Raw genomic sequence first — 15,987 nt, 5'->3', positions numbered from 1 at the left:
GGGTGAACAACCGGCCTGCGTCGCCGCTCAAACGGGCTCCTCCCTCGGGCTGTCCTGCGACGGACAGCGTAACGATCGGTCCGATCGCGGCCGAAGGCACGCTGCGTCGAGACCGTGATCCCGGCGGTGCGGGCGAAGCTGCCCGACCACCGGACGGGCACGGCAGTCCGCGCCCGGCCGGCCTCGGCCTCAGGTCAGTTGAGCCACTGGCGCGCAGTGGTGACGCGCTCTTCGAGCCGTGCGCGCTGCTCGGCCACCCGGACCGGCGCGGTGCCGCCGCGGGCGTCGCGGGACTTCACCGAGCCTTCGACGGTGAGCACGGCCCGCACCTCGGGGGTGAGCGCCGGGTTGATCTTCTCGAACTCCTCGTCGGTCAGCTCGTCCAAGCCCACGCCGCGGGACTCGGCGACGCGGACGCTTTCGCCCGCGGCCTCGTGCGCGACGCGGAACGGGACACCCTGGCGCACCAGCCACTCCGCGATGTCGGTGGCCAGCGTGAACCCGGCCGGGGCCAGCTCGGCGAGCCGGTCGGTGTGGAACGTCAGCGTGGCGAGCATGCCGGCGATCGCCGGGAACAGGAGCTCGAGCTGCTCGACCGAGTCGAACACCGGCTCCTTGTCCTCCTGCAGGTCGCGGTTGTAGGCCAGCGGCTGCGCCTTGAGCGTGGCGAGCAGGCCGGTGAGGTTGCCGATCAGCCGGCCGGCCTTGCCGCGGGTCAGCTCGGCGACGTCCGGGTTCTTCTTCTGCGGCATGATCGAGCTGCCGGTCGCCCAGGCGTCGTCGAGAGTCACGTAGCCGAACTCGGCGGTGTTCCAGATGATCACCTCTTCGGCGATCCGGGACAGGTTCACCGCGAGCATCGCGACCGCGAAGGCGAACTCGGCGACGAAGTCACGCGAAGCGGTGCCGTCGATGGAGTTCTCGACACTCGTCGCGAAGCCCAGCTCCTCGGCGACGGCTTCGGGGTCGAGCCCCAGCGACGAGCCGGCCAGCGCGCCCGAGCCGTACGGCGACTCGGCCGTGCGCGCGTCCCAGTCCTGCAGCCGCGAGACGTCGCGCAGCAGTGCCTGGCCGTGGGCCATCAGGTGGTGGGCGAGCAGCACCGGCTGGGCGTGCTGCAGGTGCGTGCGGCCGGGCAGGATCGCGTCCGGGTGCCGCTTCGCCTGGGACACCAGCGCGTCGACGACCTCGAGGGTGCCGGCGACGACGCGGCGGGCGGCGTCGCGCAGCCACATCCGGAAGAGCGTGGCCACCTGGTCGTTACGCGACCGGCCGGCGCGCAGCTTGCCGCCGAGCTCGGTGCCCGCCCGCTCGAGCAGGCCGCGCTCAAGCGCCGTGTGCACGTCCTCGTCGGCGATCGTCGGGGTGAACTCGCCGGACGCGACGTCCTGGGCGAGCGTGTCCAGCGCGGTCAGCATGCCGGCGAGCTCGTCTTCGGTGAGCAGGCCCGCCTTGCGCAGCACGCGAGCGTGCGCGCGCGACCCGGCGATGTCGTAGGGCGCCAGGCGCCAGTCGAAGTGCGTCGACGCGCTCAGCGCGGCCATCGCCTCGGCCGGACCGCTGGCGAACCGGCCGCCCCACAGCTGCACCGGCTGCTCGTTCCCGCTCACTGTTCTCGCTTCTCCTCGATGTGTTCGTCGATTGCCGAAATCAGGCGACCGTGATCCGGCCGTCGTACAGGACCAGGCGGACCTCGCCCGACACGGCAGTGGTCAGACTGGCGCATCCGCGGCCGGGCCGCCGTTCGAGCGCGGCACACGCCTCGCCGCGGCCGATTCTCTGCGCCTCGCCGCGCGCGCCCAGCATCCAGCGCGCTTCGGCGACGGAGACCGTCTCGCCGTCGATCGCCACCGGAACGCCGCGATCGAAGGTGACGACGACCTCGTCCGGCGCGAGGAACTCACCCTCGGCCGGGAAGATGTCGGCGAGCACGGTCATGGTGGTCCTTCGTCTCCTTGTTCCTGTGCCGAACGGTGCGCGAGGGCCGCGAAGCGTTCGGCCAACTCCTTGCCGGACAAGGGTTCCCGGGCGATGACGGCGACCGTGTCGTCGCCCGCGATCGAGCCGACGACCTCTTCGAGCGCCGCCCGGTCGATGGCACTGGCCAGGAACTGCGCCGCGCCGGGCGGCGTCCGCAGAACCATCAAGTTGCCCGACGAGTCGGCCGAGACCATCAGCTCCGCGAGCAGCCGGGAGAGCCGCGACGTGCCGCCCTGCACCCCACGGACGGGACTGCCGTCCTCGGGGATCACGTAGACCGGCGCGCCCGAGTCCGGCCCGCGCAGCTTGACCGCGCCCAGCTCGTCGAGGTCGCGCGACAGCGTCGCCTGGGTGACGTCGATGCCCTCGGCGGCCAGCAGCTTGGCAAGCTCGGTCTGGCTGCGGATCGTCATCGTGGACACCAGCTCGGTGATCCGCGCCTGCCGCCCCACCCGGCTGCTGGTCATCGCCGGCTCTCTTCGAACAGCCAGACGAGCAGAGCTTTCTGGGCGTGCAGCCGGTTCTCGGCTTCGTCCCAGACCGCGCTGGCCGGCCCGTCGATCACCTCGTCGGTGATCTCCCAGCCGCGGTGCGCGGGCAGGCAGTGCAGGACGATCGCGTCGTCCGCGGCCTTCTTCAGCAGCTCGGCGTTGACCTGCAGGGCGCGGAACGGGCCCACCCGGTCGAGGCCGTCGTTCTCCTGCCCCATCGACGTCCACGTGTCGGTGACGAGCACGTCCGCGCCGTCGACCGCCTCGTACGGATCGGTGAAGACCGTGGCCGTGCCGCCGGTCTCCTCGCCGCGCCTCTTCGCGTCGAGCGTGACCTGCTGGTCGGGCTGGAACCCGAGCGGCGAGACGACCCGGACGTGCATCCCGGCGGTGACCCCGGCGAGCAGCAGCGAGTGCGCCATGTTGTTGGCGCCGTCACCCAGGTAGACGAGGGTCAGCCCGGCGAGCTTGCCCTTGCGCTCGCGGATCGTCATCAGGTCGGTGAGTGCCTGGCACGGGTGGAACTCGTCGGTCAGCGCGTTGACGACCGGGATCGACGCCGCCGTGGCCATCGCCTCGATGCGCTTCTGCGCGAAGGTCCGCCACACGATGCCGTCCACGTACCGCGACAGCACCCGCGACGTGTCTTCGATCGTCTCTTCGCGGCCGAGCTGCATCGAGCGGCCGTCGACGATCACCGGATGCCCGCCGAGCTGGCTGATGCCGACCTCGAACGAGAACCGCGTGCGGGTCGAGTTCTTCTCGAAGATCGCGGTGACCGACTTGCCGGCGAGCGTCTTGTTTCCCAGCGGGTCGGCTTTCAGCGCGTCGGCGAGGTCGAGGATGGCCTTCTGCTCGGCGGGGCTGACGTCGTCGTCGCGGAGGAAGTGGCGGAGCATCAGTCGGCGTCCTTCGTGGTGGTGTCGAGCGCGTTCGGGAGTGCGGTGAGGAAGCCCTGGGCCTGGTCGCCGTCGAGCACGAGCGGCGGCGCGAGCCGGATGGTGTCCGGCGCGACCGGGTTGACGAGGTAGCCGGCGTCCTGCACGGCCTTGGCGACCGCGCCCGAGACGGGCTGCCGCAACGCGATGCCGAGCAGCAGCCCGCTGCCGCGCACCCCGGCGACGAGCGGGTGGCCGAGCGCCTCGACGCCCGCCGCGATGTCCTTGCCCAGCGCCGAGACGTGGTCGAGGAGGCCGTCCGCGGCGATCGTCTTGAGCACGGCCAGGCCGGCCGCGCAGCACACGGGGTTGCCGCCGAAGGTGGTGCCGTGCTGGCCGGGCTTGAGCAGGTCGCCGGCCGCGCCGACGCCGATCACCGCGCCCAGCGGCAAGCCGCCGCCGAGGCCCTTCGCCAGCGTGATCACGTCCGGGACGATGCCGGTCTGCTGGTAGCCGAACCAGGTGCCGAGCCGGCCGAGGCCGGTCTGCACCTCGTCGAGCACCAGCAGCGTGCCCGTGGCCTTGGTGATCTCGCGGGCGGCCTGCAGGTAGCCGTCGGGTGCCGGGATGACGCCCGCCTCGCCGAGCACCGGCTCCAGGAAGACGGCCGCGGTCTCGGTGTCGACGGCGGCCTTCAGCGCTGCGACGTCCCCGAACGGCACGTGCTCCACCCCGGGCACCAGCGGCTTGAACGGGTCGCGCTTGCCGGGCTGACCGGTCAGCGTCAGCGCGCCCATGGTCCGGCCGTGGAACGCGCCCTCGGCGGCGATCACCTTGGTGCGGCCGGTCAGCCTGCTGATCTTCAGCGCGGCTTCGTTGGCCTCGGCGCCGGAGTTGACGAAGAGCACCTTGCCGTGGCCGGTGAGGCCGGCGACGTCGAGCAGCGCTTCGGCCAGCTCGACGGCCACCGGGTTGACGTACAGGTTCGAGGTGTGGCCGAGCTGCTTGACCTGCGTGGTGACGGCCTCGACGACCGCCGGGTGCGCATGGCCCAGCGCGTTCACGGCGATGCCGCCGACCAGGTCGACGTACTCCTTGCCGTCGGCGTCCCACACCTTCGCGCCTTCGCCGCGGACGAGCGTCAGCGCCGGGGTGCCGTAGTTGTCCATCAGGGCGGACTGCCAGTGCTGCTGGCCGTCCACATTGGACTGAAGGTCGGTCACGGGAGCTCCGTTTCGGGGAAGACCATGGTGCCGATGCCGCGCGAGGTGAAGACCTCCAGCAGCACCGAGTGGGCGAGGCGGCCGTCGATCACGTGCGCCCGGCGCACGCCGCCGCGGATGGCGCGCACGCACGCCTCCATCTTCGGGATCATGCCGCTGGCCAGGGTGGGCAGCATCGGCTCGAGGCGGTCGACGCGGATGCGGTCGATCAGCGACGAGCGGTCGGGCCAGTTCGCGTAGAGGCCTTCGACGTCGGTGAGCACGACGAGCTTCTCGGCGCCCAAAGCGGCCGCGAGCGCACCCGCGGCGGTGTCGGCGTTGACGTTGTGCACGACGCCCTCGACGTCCGGGGCGACGGTGGAGACCACCGGGATGCGCCCGGCGTTCACGATGTCGAGCACCGCGTCCGGGTTGACCTCGGCGACCTCGCCGACGAGCCCGATATCGACCTGCTCACCGTCCACAGTGGCCTGTTTGCGCTCGGCGGTGAACAGCCGCGCGTCTTCGCCGGAGATGCCCACGGCGTACGGCCCGTGGGCGTTGATCAGCCCGACGAGCTCGCGGCTGACCTGGCCGGTGAGCACCATCCGGACGATGTCCATCGTCTCCGGCGTGGTGACGCGCAGGCCGCCCTTGAACTCGCCTTCGACGCCGAGGCGCTTCAGCATCGCGGTGATCTGCGGGCCGCCGCCGTGCACGACGACCGGGCGCAGGCCGGCCAGCCGGAGGAACACCATGTCCTCGGCGAAGGCCGCTTTCAGCTCGTCGTCGATCATGGCGTTGCCGCCGTACTTGACCACCACCGTCGCGCCGTGGAACCGCTGCAGCCACGGCAGCGCTTCGATGAGGACCCCGGCCTTCTCGGCCGCCGTCGCGAGTCTCTCGTCCGCGGAAATCAGTGCCTCCTGGGTCATGAGGAGTACGCGCTGTTCTCTTCGACGTAACCGTGCGAAAGATCGGTGGTGTAGATGGTCGCCGCTTCGCCGCCGACGCCGAGGTCGACGACGATCTCGATGGCGCGGCCGGTGAGGTCGGCCTCGGACCGGTCGGCGCCGGGCATCCCCCGCGCGAACAGGGTGACTCCGTTGATCGTGATCGACACGGTTTCCGGGTCGATCCGCGCCGGGACCCGGCCGAGCGCCATCGCGATCCGGCCCCAGTTCGGGTCGGAGCCGAACAGCGCCGTCTTGACCAGGTTGTCCTCGGCGATCGTGCGGGCGACCGCGATCGCGTCGGCTTCGGACTCGGCACCCTGGACGGTGATGTTGACGTCCTTAGTGGCGCCTTCGGAGTCCGCGCGCAGCTGGAGGACCAGGTCGAGGCTGACCTTGGTGAGCAGGTCGGTCAGCTCGGCCTCGCTCGGCTCGACCCCGCTCGCGCCGGAGGCCAGGACCAGGACCGTGTCGTTGGTGGACGTGCCGCCGTCGACGTCGAGGCGGTCGAAGGTGACGTGGGTGGCCGCGCGCAGGGCCCGGTCGAGGCTCTCCTTGTCCACCACGGCGTCGGTGGTCAGCACCGAGAGCATGGTGGCGAGGTTCGGCGCGAGCATGCCCGCGCCCTTCGCGAAACCGCCGACGCTCCAGCCGCTGTCGTGCTTCGCGAAGGCCTGCTTGGGCTTCGTGTCGGTGGTCATCACGCCCGTGGCCGCGTTCAGGCTCGCTTCGGCGCTCGCATCGAGCGCCTTGAACGCGGTGTCCACCCCGGACAGGACCGCGTCCATCGGCAGCCGTTCGCCGATCAGGCCGGTGGAGCACACGGCGACCTCGATCGCGCCCGCCTGCAGCACTTCGGCCACCTTTTCGGCCGTGGCGTGGGTGTCCTGGAAGCCACCGGGACCGGTGGCCGCGTTGGCGCCGCCCGAGTTGAGGACGACGGCCTTGAGCCGCTGCTGTTTGAGCACCTCCTGCGACCACAGCACCGGCGCGGCCTTGATGACGTTGCGCGTGAACACGCCCGCCGCGACGTCGAGCGGGCCGTCGTTGACGACCAGCGTGAAGTCGAGCGCGCCGGAGGCCTTGATACCGGCGGCGATGCCGGCGGCGCGGAAGCCCTGGGGCCCGGTGACGGTCACGGTGCGACTCCTACGGTGGAAAGGCCGGTGGTCTCGGGGAAACCGAGGGCGAGGTTCATCGACTGGACGGCACCGCCCGCGGTGCCCTTGGTGAGGTTGTCGATCGCGGCGACGACGACCAGGCGCCGCGCGTCGGCGTCCACCGTGACCTGCAGCTGGACGTTGTTCGAGCCGAGCGTCGCCGACGTGGTCGGCCAGGCGCCCGCGGGCAGCAGCTGGACGAACGGTTCCGCGTCGTAGGCCTTCTCGTACGCCGCGCGGGCGGCGGCCTCGTCGACGCCGTCCTTCAGCGGGGCGCTCGCCGTGGTGAGGATGCCGCGGGGCATCGGCGCGAGCACCGGGGTGAAGGACACGGTGACCTTCTCCCCCGCGACGGCCGAGAGGTTCTGCGCGAACTCGGGCGTGTGGCGGTGGGCCCCGCCGACGCCGTACGCGCTCGCCGAGCCCATCACCTCCGAGCCGAGCAGGTTCGGCTTGAGGCTCTTGCCGGCACCGGAGGTGCCGGTGACGGCGACGACCGTGACGTCCGGCTCGATCAGCCCGGCGGCGAACGCCGGCGCCAGGGCCAGCGACCCGCCGGTCGGGAAGCAGCCGGGCACGGCGACGCGCTTGGCCCCGGTCAGCTGCTCGCGGGCACCGGGCAGTTCAGGCAGGCCGTACGGCCATTGGCCGGCGTGGTCGCCGCCGTACCAGCGCTGCCAGTCGGCCGGGTCGGCCAGTCGGTGGTCGGCGCCGAGGTCGACGACCAGGACGTCCGGGCCGAGCCGAGCCGCGATCTCCGCGGAATGCCCGTGGGGCAGCGCGAGGAACACGACGTCGTGGCCGGCGAGGGTTTCCGGCGTCGTCTCGGCGAGGACCCGGTCGGCGAGGGGGACGAGGTGGGGCTGGTGGACGCCGAGCTTCGTGCCCGCGCTGCTGGCGGCCGTGAGCGTGCCGATCTCGACCTCGGGATGGGCCAGGAGCAGGCGCAGCAGTTCGCCGCCCGCGTACCCGCTGGCTCCGGCCACCGCGATGTTCACCGTCATACGCATGATTATGCACGCCCTTGCAAGGCTAAACAAACAGGATTACCGGGAAGTGGTCCCCGCCACCTTGGGATGCTGAGCGGATGACGGACACCCCGGCGCGGCTGCTCGGCCTGCTTTCCCTGCTCCAGACGCCTCGCGAGTGGCCGGGCAGCGAGCTGGCCGGCCGGCTGGGCGTCAGCCCGCGCACGATCCGCCGCGATGTCGAGCGGCTGCGCGAGCTCGGCTATCCGGTCGAGGCCAGCCGGGGCGTCGCGGGCGGCTACCGGCTGGTGGCCGGCACCGCGATGCCGCCCCTCGTGCTCGAGGACGACGAAGCCGTCGCGATCGCGGTGGGACTGCGGACCGCCGCCGGGCAGACCGTCTCCGGGATCGAGGAGGCCTCCGTGCGGGCGCTGGCCAAGCTGGAGCAGGTCCTGCCGGCGCGGCTGCGCCGCCGGGTGGGCACGATCGGCACAGCGACGGTCGCCGTGCCGGCCACGGGCCCGGCCGTCGACCCGGCGCAGCTGACGGTGTTCGCCGCCGCGATCACCAACCGCGAGACGGTCCGCTTCCGCTACCGCGCGAACGACGGGACCGAGACGCGACGCCGGGCCGAGCCGCTCCGGCTGGTGGCCACCGGGCGCCGCTGGTACCTGGTGGCGTACGACCTCGACCGCGCGGACTGGCGCGTCTCCGCGCCGACCGCGTGCGCGACGCCCAGGCGACCGGCGGCCGCGCCCTCCCGCGCCAGCCTCCTGCGACGGACCTGGCGGCCTACGTCGTCGAACGGCTCTACGACCTCGTGCCGACCTACCGCGCGGTGGCGGTGCTGGCGGAACCGGCGTCGCGGGTGGCACCCCGCCTCGGCGCGGCACCCGGCGAGCTGACCGACCTCGACGACGGCCGCTGCCGATGGCGAAGCCGGCCGGACACCTTGGACTGGCTCGCGTTCCGGTTGCTGGGGCTGGGCTGCGGATTCAGCGTCGAGGAACCACCGGAACTGGTGGCGCACTTGAGAATGCTCGCGGACCGCGCCGCCGCGGGTTCCGGCGTGCGGGGTTGATCGGTGGTAAGGCACTGCTCCCCCTCCTGGCGCGGGACAAAACTCCACGTACCGCCGACCGCTCGGCGGCGGGCCGGTCCACTGTGGACCGGCCCGCCGTCACTCAGGTCGGCTCACCGGCGTCCAGGTCCGTGCGCCTGCTCGGCGGGACGGGCAGGTAGCAACCCGGGGTCTCCGGGTCGCAGCCCACGCGAGGCAGCCGGGCGCGGATGCCGCCGGGAGTGCGCTCGAAGTACGTCGCGATCTGCGCGACGCTCTCCCCCGCGATCCACCGGCTCTCCAGCTCCGCGTCCATCTCCTCGTTCCACGGGCGGCCCTGTTGGGCAGGACGGCCCGCGGATCTTCGCCGCGGCCCCCGGCCCGCGCCGGTCGCGGACAGCAACCCGTCCGCGACGAGGTCGGCCACCGTGGCCGCCACCGCGACGTCCAGGTCGAGGCTGCCCTCGGCGACCGCTTCACCGCCGGGACCGCCGGCTTCGAGCGTGATCATGACCCTGGGGGTCGGTTCGGCGCGGTCGTCGTCCGTCCTGGTGGCGACCGCGATCTGGTAGGTGATTTCCTGTGCCCGGATCTCGGTCCGGCGCTCTTCGATGATCGACATGCCACGAAGCTAGCGCGCACCCCCGACAATTTTCGGCCACGCGCTGCTCACGGCCGGTTTCGCTCCGAAATTGTCGGACCCTTCCCCTAACGTCTCTCCTCGACCACAGTCAGTGATCGGGAGGCGACGATGGGACACCGGCGGACAAGACGGTGCCCCGGTCCGGGCGAACCGGACCGGGGCACCGTGCGGAGTGGTTTCCGCTCAGAAGTGCAGCAGGCGGGCCAGCGTGCTCTGCTTCTCCTGGGCGGCCTTCGCGGAGCTGTCCGACTTCTGCGCCGCGGCGCCGTCGGGCACCGGCGGCGGGACCGGACTGCACTGGACGTCCGAGTGGTTGCCGGGCTGGCGCTTCGGCAGCGTGCCGGTGGCCAGGTAGTCGGCGATCTTGTCGTCCACACAGGACACCCCGGACAGCGAGCCGGCGTGCGTCGTGCCGCCCGGCGCGCTGATCAGGCTCGAGTTCGGGTACCGTTTCCGGACCTCGAGGCTGCCGGGGTACGGCGTGGCGGCGTCGAGCTCTTCGCTGATCAGAAGCGCCCCGGCCACCTTGCGGCCGTCGATGTCCACCGGCTTGCCCGCCTTCGCCGGCCAGTACACGCAGGGCGCGTTGAACCAGGCGTTGCCCCAGGTCTCGAACGGGGCCTTGAAGTAGGTGAGCCAGTTGTCGGCGCGCCACTTGTTCCAGTCGGTCGGCCACTGCACGTCGGTGCACTGCACGCCGAGGTACACGGCGAACCCGTTGTCGTTGCCGGGCGGGTTCGAGTCGTCGTAGAGCGCCTTCAGCGTCTGCCAGTCACCCTTGTGGACGTAGCCGTCGAAGGCCTTGGCCATGTCGACCCAGCCGAAGACGTAGTAGCCGGCCTGCAGGAAGATGTCGGTCCACTCGTCGCCGCCGATGACGCCGCCCGCGGGGTTCTTGGCGAGCTTGCGCTGCGTGTCGTACCAGAGCTTCTCCACGGCGGACCCGGTCTTGCCGAGGTGGTAGACGCTGTCGTAGGACGCCAGCCAGTCGAAGTAGATCTTGATGTTCTTGTCGAACGCGACGTCCTGGTCGAGGTTGGCCTGGTACCAGACCTTCCGCGGGTCGACGTTGCCGTCGAGCACCATCCGGCGGACGTTCTTCGGGTACATCGTGCTGTACACCTGGCCGAGGTAGGTGCCGTAGGAGAAGCCGTAGTAGTTGATCTGCTTCTCGCCCAGCGCCTTGCGCAGGCTGTCCATGTCCTGCGCGACGTCGGTCGTCTTGAGGTGGTCGAGGATCGCGCCGTTCTTCTTGCACGCGTCGGCGTAGCCCTTCGAACGGGCGAGCCACGTCTTCTCCAGCCCCGGCGTGGTCGGCACGTAGGCCGGCCGGTCGTAGCTGAAGTAGTTCCCGTCGCAGCTGATCGACGGCTTGCTGGACCCGACGCCCCGAGGGTCGAAGCCGATCCAGTCGTAGTTGTCGCCCGCGTGGTTCGGCACGTACTTGCCGAGCACCGAGAGCCCGAGGCCGGAACCGCCGGGGCCGCCGGGGTTCACCAGCATGATCCCCTGCGACTGCGGGGTCTTGTGCTTGATCCGCGACACCGCGACGGAGACCTTCGCCCCGCCCGGCTTCGTGTAGTCCATCGGCACGTCGAGGAAGCCGCACTCCGCGCCCGCGGCCTTCAGGCCGGCCGAAGTGCAGGGCCCCCAGGCGATCGGCGCGGGGCTGAACTGCACCCCGGGATCCGCCGAAGCGGCGGGCGCGGCGGCCATCAGGCCGGCCGCGAGCCCCGCGGCGGCGACGGCGGCAACGATTCTCTTCACAGTCGTCCTTTTCATCCGCATTGGACAGAGTTCGCCGGACTCCGGCGAAACTACCGGCAACCTTCGCCAATCTCGTCGACCGGCGCGACTTCCGCCATCCGTCTTTCGTCGGTACCTGCGCCGGTCTCCGCGCACCGGAACTGTCGGTGGCCGGCAGTACGCTCCGGACCGCCGGAAGGCGACGGGAGGACGCATGAGCGTGGACGAACAGCTGGTCAAGGCCGTCCGCACCGGGCTGGCCGAGCTGGCCGACCCGGTGAAGGCGCCCGCGATGCAGGCGTACATGAAGTCGGCCATGCCGTTTCGCGGGGTGGCCACACCCGAGCGGAGCGTGCTTCTCAAGCGGGTACTGGCCGACCACATACTGCCCGATCGGGTGACATTTTCGGCGACTGTCCTGGAGTTGTGGCGGACCGCGGAATTCCGCGAGGAGCGGTACGCGGCCGTCGCGCTATCCGGACACCGGGCGTACCGGCAGTGGCAGGACCCGGAACTCGTGCCGATGTACGAGGAGATGATCGTCAGCGGGGCGTGGTGGGACCACGTGGACGAGCTGGCCATCCGCCGGATCGGCCCGATCCTGCGCGCCGATCGGACCCGGGTCACCCCGATCATGCTGAGCTGGGCCGCGGACCGCGACCTCTGGCGCCGCCGCACGGCGATCATCTGCCAGGTCGGGGCGAAGGAGGACACGGACACCGACCTGCCTCACCCGGGCGATCGAGCCGGCGATCGCCGAGCCGGAGTTCTTCCTGCGCAAGGGAATCGGCTGGGCCCTGCGCGAGTACGCGAAGACGGCACCGGACTGGGTCCGGAGCTTCGTGGACGATCACCCGGGGCTGTCGGGGCTGTCACGGCGGGAGGCGTTGAAGCACATCGGCTGAAGTTCGGCCCGCGAGGGACGTACCCGGCTGGACGACACGCGGACTCGGACGGACGACACGGGTGCCCGGAGCGTGGGTTCGCGTGCCGGGCCGGTCGGCTTGCGTACCTGGAGGGTCGACTCGCGTACCGAGCCGGTCGGCTTGCGCACCTGCAGGGTCGACTCGCGTGCCGGGCCGGTCGGCTTGCGTACCTGGAGAGTCGATCTGCGTACTGGGGCGGTCGGATTGTTGGGCGCGGAATGCCAAGAGGGGCCGGATTCCCGGCCCCTCCCGAACGAACTACCGTGCCGCGGCTACGCGCGCAGGGTTGCGTCGAAGCGCTCGCCCGCCGCTGCCACCGCTGCGTCGCGGGCCTTCGTGGCCTCGTCGACCGTCAGGGTGCGGTCCGGCGCGCGGAAGCGCAGCTTGTACGCCAGCGATCGCTTGCCCTCGCCGACCTGCTCGCCCGCGTACACGTCGAACAGCGTGATGTCCTCGAGCAGCTCGCCCGCTCCGTCGCGCAGGACCGCGGCCAGGTCGGCCGACGGCACGTCCGCCGTCGCGACCAGGGCCACGTCGAGCAGCACCGGCGGGTAGCCCGACACGCTCGGCGCCGGGCGGGAGTCCGGCAGCGGGATCGCGTCCAGGTCCAGCTCCATCGCGACCGTCCGGGGCGGCAGGCCGAGGGCCTCGACCACCTTGGGGTGCAGCTCGCCGGCGTGGCCGACCGGCCAGTCACCGACCTGGAGCCGGGCGCAACGGCCCGGGTGCCACGGCGGCAGGTCCGCCGCCTGCACGGTCAGCTCGATCCCGGCCGCCTCCGCGACCGTGCGCGCGGCCTGCACTGCGTCAGCCCAGTTCGCCTGCTCGCCCTGGCCCCACCAGCCCGCCCGGTGACGCTGGCCGGCGAGGACCACGGCGACGTGCAGCGGCTGCTGCGGCACCGCCGCTTCGAGCAGCGCCAGTTCCTCGTCGGAAGGCCGCTCGGCGACGCCGAGGTCCGGCACCTTGAGCGGGTTCGGCGCAGGCAGCACCACCTGGCCGATCTGGTACAGCGAGACGTCCTTCATCCCGCGGGACACGTTGCGCTGCAGCGTGTCCAGCAGGCCCGGCAGCAGCGTGGTGGCCAGCCGGTTGCGGTCGGCCTCCAGCGGGTTGCGGACCACCACCGCGTTGCGGCGGACGTCGTCGGCCGGGAGGCCGAAGGCGTCCCACACCGCGTCGCCGACGAACGGGAACGGGCGCACCTCGACGAATCCCACCTCGGCGAGCGCCCGGGAAACCGCCCGGACGCGCCGCTGGGCGTCGGTCAGGCCCCGGCCGGCCGGGGCGGCGGGCAGCGTCGACGGGATGCTGTCGTAGCCCTCCAGCCGCAGCACCTCTTCGACGAGATCGGCCGGCTGGCGCAGGTCGCCGCGCCAGCTCGGCGGAATCGCGGTGACCAGGCCCTTGCCGTCGTCGCCCGTGCTGACCGAGACCTTGCAGCCGATCTGGGTGAGCCTGCGGACGGTCACGCCGCGCTGGTAGTTCACGCCCGCGACCCGGTCGGGCAGGTTGATCGGCATCACGACGGCCGGGTTCGGCTCGACCACGCCCTCGTCGGTGCGGCCGGGCTGGATCGCGGCATCGCCGTACTGGCGCAGCAGCCGCGCGGCCAGCTCGACGGCCGCCGGGCAGAGCTGCGGGTCGGTGAACCGCTCGAACCGCTTCGCGGCCTCGGAGAACAGCTTGTGCCGCCGCGCGGTGCGGCTGATCGCGGCCGGGTTCCAGTGCGCCGCCTCGAGCAGCACGTCGGTGCTCTCCGGCGTGATCTCGGTGCTCGCCCCGCCCATCGTGCCGGCGAGCGAGATGACGCCGCTGTCGTCGGCGATGATCACGTCGTCCGGGTCGAGGGTGCGCTCGACGTCGTCCAGCGTGGTCAGCTTCTCGCCCGGCTTCGCCCGGCGGACCACCAGGTCGCCCTGGATCGCCTTGGTGGCGAACGCGTGCAGCGGGTGGCCCAGCTCGAGCATCACGTAGTTGGTGACGTCGACGGCCAGGGAGATGGACCGGATGCCGGCCAGCATCAGCCGCCGCCGCATCCACCACGGCGTGGGCGCGGTCGCGTCCAGGCCGGTGACCCGGCGCAGCACGAACCGCGGACAGCCTTCCGGGTCCTCGACACGGACCGGCCAGGCGTCGCCCTCGGCCGCCGGGACCTCCAGCAGCGCCGGATCGCCGAAGGGCACGTCCAGCGCGTTCGACAGCTCGCGCGCGAGGCCGCGGACCGACAGCGCGTAGCCGCGGTCCGGGGTCGGGGCCAGCTCGATCACGGTGTCGCCGAGGCCGAGCAGCTCGGCCGCGTCGTCACCCGGGCTCGCGGTGCCCGAGGGCAGCACGAGGATGCCGGTGTGGTCCTCGCCGAGGCCGAGCTCGCGGGCCGAGCAGATCATGCCATCGCTGACGCGGCCGTAGGTCTTGCGGGACGCGATGGTGAAGCCGCCGGGCAGGACCGCGCCCGGCAGCGCGACGACGACGAGGTCGCCCTCGGCGAAGTTGCGCGCGCCGCAGACGATGCCGCGGGTCCGGATGCCGTGCGGGCCCTCGTCCTCGAAGTCGCCGTCTTCGTCGTCCTCGTCTTCGTCGTCGCCGGCGGCTTCGGTGGGCTCCTCGGCCTCTTCGCCGACGTCGACGCGGCAGAACCGGATCGGCTTCTTGAACTCGGTCAGCTCTTCGATGTCGGCCACCCGGCCGACGACCAGCGGGCCGGTCACCGGGCCGAGCTGCTTCAGGTCGTCGACCTCGATGCCGATCCGGACGAACGCGTCGGCCAGGTCCTGCGGCGTGACCTCCTCGCCGATGTCGAGGTGCTCGGTCAGCCAGCTGACGGGGACTCGCACTACGCCTCCGTTCCGAAGGGAAGGGTGAAGCGGACGTCGCCTTCCACCATGTCGCGCATGTCCGGGATCCCGTTGCGGAACTGCAGGGTGCGCTCGATGCCCATGCCGAAGGCGAAGCCCGAGTACTCCTCGGGGTCGACGCCGCAGGCGCGCAGCACGTTCGGGTTGACCATGCCGCAGCCACCCCACTCGACCCAGCCGGGGCCGCCCTTCTTCTCCTCGAACCAGACGTCCACCTCGGCGGACGGCTCGGTGAACGGGAAGAAGTGCGGCCGCAGCCGCGTCTTCGAGCTCTCGCCGAACATCGCGCGGGCGAAGGCGTCCAGCGTGCCCTTGAGGTGTGCCATGGTGATGCCCTTGTCCACCGCGAGGCCCTCGACCTGGGTGAACACCGGCGTGTGCGTCGAGTCGAGCTCGTCGGTGCGGTACGTCCGGCCGGGGCAGACGACGTACACCGGCAGGTCGCGGTGCAGCAGCGTGCGGGCCTGCACCGGCGAGGTGTGCGTACGCAGCACCAGGCCGGAGTCCTCCTCGCCGACGTAGAACGTGTCCTGCAGTTGGCGGGCGGGGTGGTCCTTGCCGAAGTTCAGCGCGTCGAAGTTGAACCACTCGGCTTCGAGCTCCGGACCCTCGGCGACCTCGTAGCCCATCGCGACGAACGCGTCGGCAACGCGCTCGGAGATGGTGCTGATCGGGTGCCGGGCCCCGCGCGGGACACGGTCCCACGGCAGCGTGACGTCGACGGCCTCCTCGCGCAGCACGCGCTCGTCGCGCTCCACCTGGAGCTCGGCGCGGCGGGTGTCGAAGGCGGACTGGATGGCTTGGCGAGCCTCGTTGACGCGCTTGCCCGCCTCGGCCTTCTCCTGCTTGGGCAGGGCGCCGATCTCGCGGCGGGCCAGCATCAGCGGCGAGTGGTCGCCGAGGTGAGCCGGCTTGACCTCGGCCAGCGCTTCGAGCCCGGTCGCGGCGGCGAACGCGGCTTCGGCGGCCTTGACCGCCTCCTGCAGCGTCTCGGGGGCGAGCACCGCGCCCTGGGCTTCCTTCTCCGTGGCTCCGGACATAACTCCTCGGCGTCCGCTGGGACTGGTCGTACGCGCGCCGCCGGACACGCGGCGCACGAGAGGTCAAAGGTGGGAAAAGTCT

13 protein-coding genes and 2 pseudogenes (1 of these 15 only partly in view) are annotated in these 15,987 nt (G+C 71.7%); 2 read left to right on the top strand and 13 right to left on the bottom strand.

Annotation, left to right across the window (positions count from 1 at the left end; translation table 11 throughout):
* The 9 genes from OG738_RS27825 to argC all read right to left on the bottom strand — a co-directional run.
* Positions 1-31: the 5' end (the start) of a DNA-3-methyladenine glycosylase gene (locus OG738_RS27825; RefSeq protein ID WP_329045265.1), read on the bottom strand. It extends 608 nt beyond the left edge of the window; only the first 31 of its 639 coding nucleotides appear in the window; its start codon is at positions 29-31; its stop codon lies beyond the left edge, outside the window.
* A 163-nt stretch (positions 32-194) separates the two neighbouring features.
* Positions 195-1,610, bottom strand: a complete 1,416-nt coding sequence (gene argH / locus OG738_RS27820) for an argininosuccinate lyase (RefSeq protein ID WP_329045263.1) — start codon at positions 1,608-1,610, stop codon at positions 195-197.
* A gap of 40 nt (positions 1,611-1,650) precedes the next feature.
* Complete coding sequence (locus OG738_RS44735) at positions 1,651-1,938, bottom strand: argininosuccinate synthase (protein ID WP_442875815.1); 288 nt, start codon at positions 1,936-1,938, stop codon at positions 1,651-1,653.
* Positions 1,935-2,447 (bottom strand): arginine repressor, encoded by a 513-nt coding sequence (locus OG738_RS27810; RefSeq protein WP_329045262.1) that lies wholly within the window; start codon positions 2,445-2,447, stop codon positions 1,935-1,937. The genes OG738_RS44735 and OG738_RS27810 overlap by 4 nt, the downstream gene beginning before the upstream one ends.
* Positions 2,444-3,370 (bottom strand): ornithine carbamoyltransferase, encoded by a 927-nt coding sequence (gene argF / locus OG738_RS27805; RefSeq protein ID WP_329045260.1) that lies wholly within the window; start codon positions 3,368-3,370, stop codon positions 2,444-2,446. The genes OG738_RS27810 and argF overlap by 4 nt, the downstream gene beginning before the upstream one ends.
* Positions 3,370-4,572: an acetylornithine transaminase gene (locus tag OG738_RS27800; RefSeq protein ID WP_329045258.1), complete on the bottom strand. Its 1,203-nt coding sequence runs from the start codon at positions 4,570-4,572 to the stop codon at positions 3,370-3,372. The genes argF and OG738_RS27800 overlap by 1 nt, the downstream gene beginning before the upstream one ends.
* Positions 4,569-5,486 (bottom strand): acetylglutamate kinase, encoded by a 918-nt coding sequence (gene argB / locus OG738_RS27795; RefSeq protein WP_329045257.1) that lies wholly within the window; start codon positions 5,484-5,486, stop codon positions 4,569-4,571. The genes OG738_RS27800 and argB overlap by 4 nt, the downstream gene beginning before the upstream one ends.
* A complete protein-coding gene (gene argJ / locus OG738_RS27790; protein ID WP_329045255.1) occupies positions 5,483-6,643 on the bottom strand; it encodes a bifunctional glutamate N-acetyltransferase/amino-acid acetyltransferase ArgJ in 1,161 nt (386 codons plus the stop codon). The genes argB and argJ overlap by 4 nt, the downstream gene beginning before the upstream one ends.
* Complete coding sequence (gene argC, locus OG738_RS27785; RefSeq protein WP_329045253.1) at positions 6,640-7,668, bottom strand: N-acetyl-gamma-glutamyl-phosphate reductase; 1,029 nt, start codon at positions 7,666-7,668, stop codon at positions 6,640-6,642. The genes argJ and argC overlap by 4 nt, the downstream gene beginning before the upstream one ends.
* 83 nt (positions 7,669-7,751) lie before the next feature.
* Between argC and OG738_RS27780 the strand changes: the two are divergent.
* Positions 7,752-8,713 (top strand): annotated as a pseudogene (locus OG738_RS27780) (helix-turn-helix transcriptional regulator).
* Positions 8,714-8,816: 103 nt separating this feature from the next.
* Here OG738_RS27780 and OG738_RS27775 read toward each other — a convergent pair.
* Both OG738_RS27775 and OG738_RS27770 read right to left on the bottom strand, forming a co-directional pair.
* Positions 8,817-9,314, bottom strand: coding sequence for a helix-turn-helix domain containing protein (locus OG738_RS27775; RefSeq protein WP_329045251.1), 498 nt, complete (start codon positions 9,312-9,314; stop codon positions 8,817-8,819).
* Positions 9,315-9,518: 204 nt separating this feature from the next.
* A complete protein-coding gene (locus tag OG738_RS27770) occupies positions 9,519-11,102 on the bottom strand; it encodes an alpha/beta hydrolase (RefSeq protein WP_329045250.1) in 1,584 nt (527 codons plus the stop codon).
* A 193-nt stretch (positions 11,103-11,295) separates the two neighbouring features.
* Between OG738_RS27770 and OG738_RS27765 the strand changes: the two are divergent.
* Positions 11,296-11,986 (top strand): annotated as a pseudogene (locus tag OG738_RS27765) (DNA alkylation repair protein).
* Positions 11,987-12,279: 293 nt separating this feature from the next.
* Here the strand turns inward: OG738_RS27765 and pheT are convergent.
* The gene (gene pheT, locus OG738_RS27760; RefSeq protein WP_329045249.1) at positions 12,280-14,844 is read right to left on the bottom strand and encodes a phenylalanine--tRNA ligase subunit beta; all 2,565 of its coding nucleotides are present in this window, start codon (positions 14,842-14,844) and stop codon (positions 12,280-12,282) included.
* On the bottom strand, positions 14,844-15,905 hold the full coding sequence (gene pheS, locus OG738_RS27755) for a phenylalanine--tRNA ligase subunit alpha (RefSeq protein ID WP_329045247.1): 1,062 nt from the start codon (positions 15,903-15,905) through the stop codon (positions 14,844-14,846). Before pheS ends, pheT begins: the two co-directional genes overlap by 1 nt.
* Positions 15,906-15,987: the final 82 nt, after the last annotated feature.

The sequence above is a fragment of the Amycolatopsis sp. NBC_01488 genome, from assembly GCF_036227105.1.
Lineage (GTDB): Bacteria > Actinomycetota > Actinomycetes > Mycobacteriales > Pseudonocardiaceae > Amycolatopsis.
Note: the sequence above shows the minus strand (reverse complement) of the source record. Positions and strands in the feature narration are given on the sequence as shown.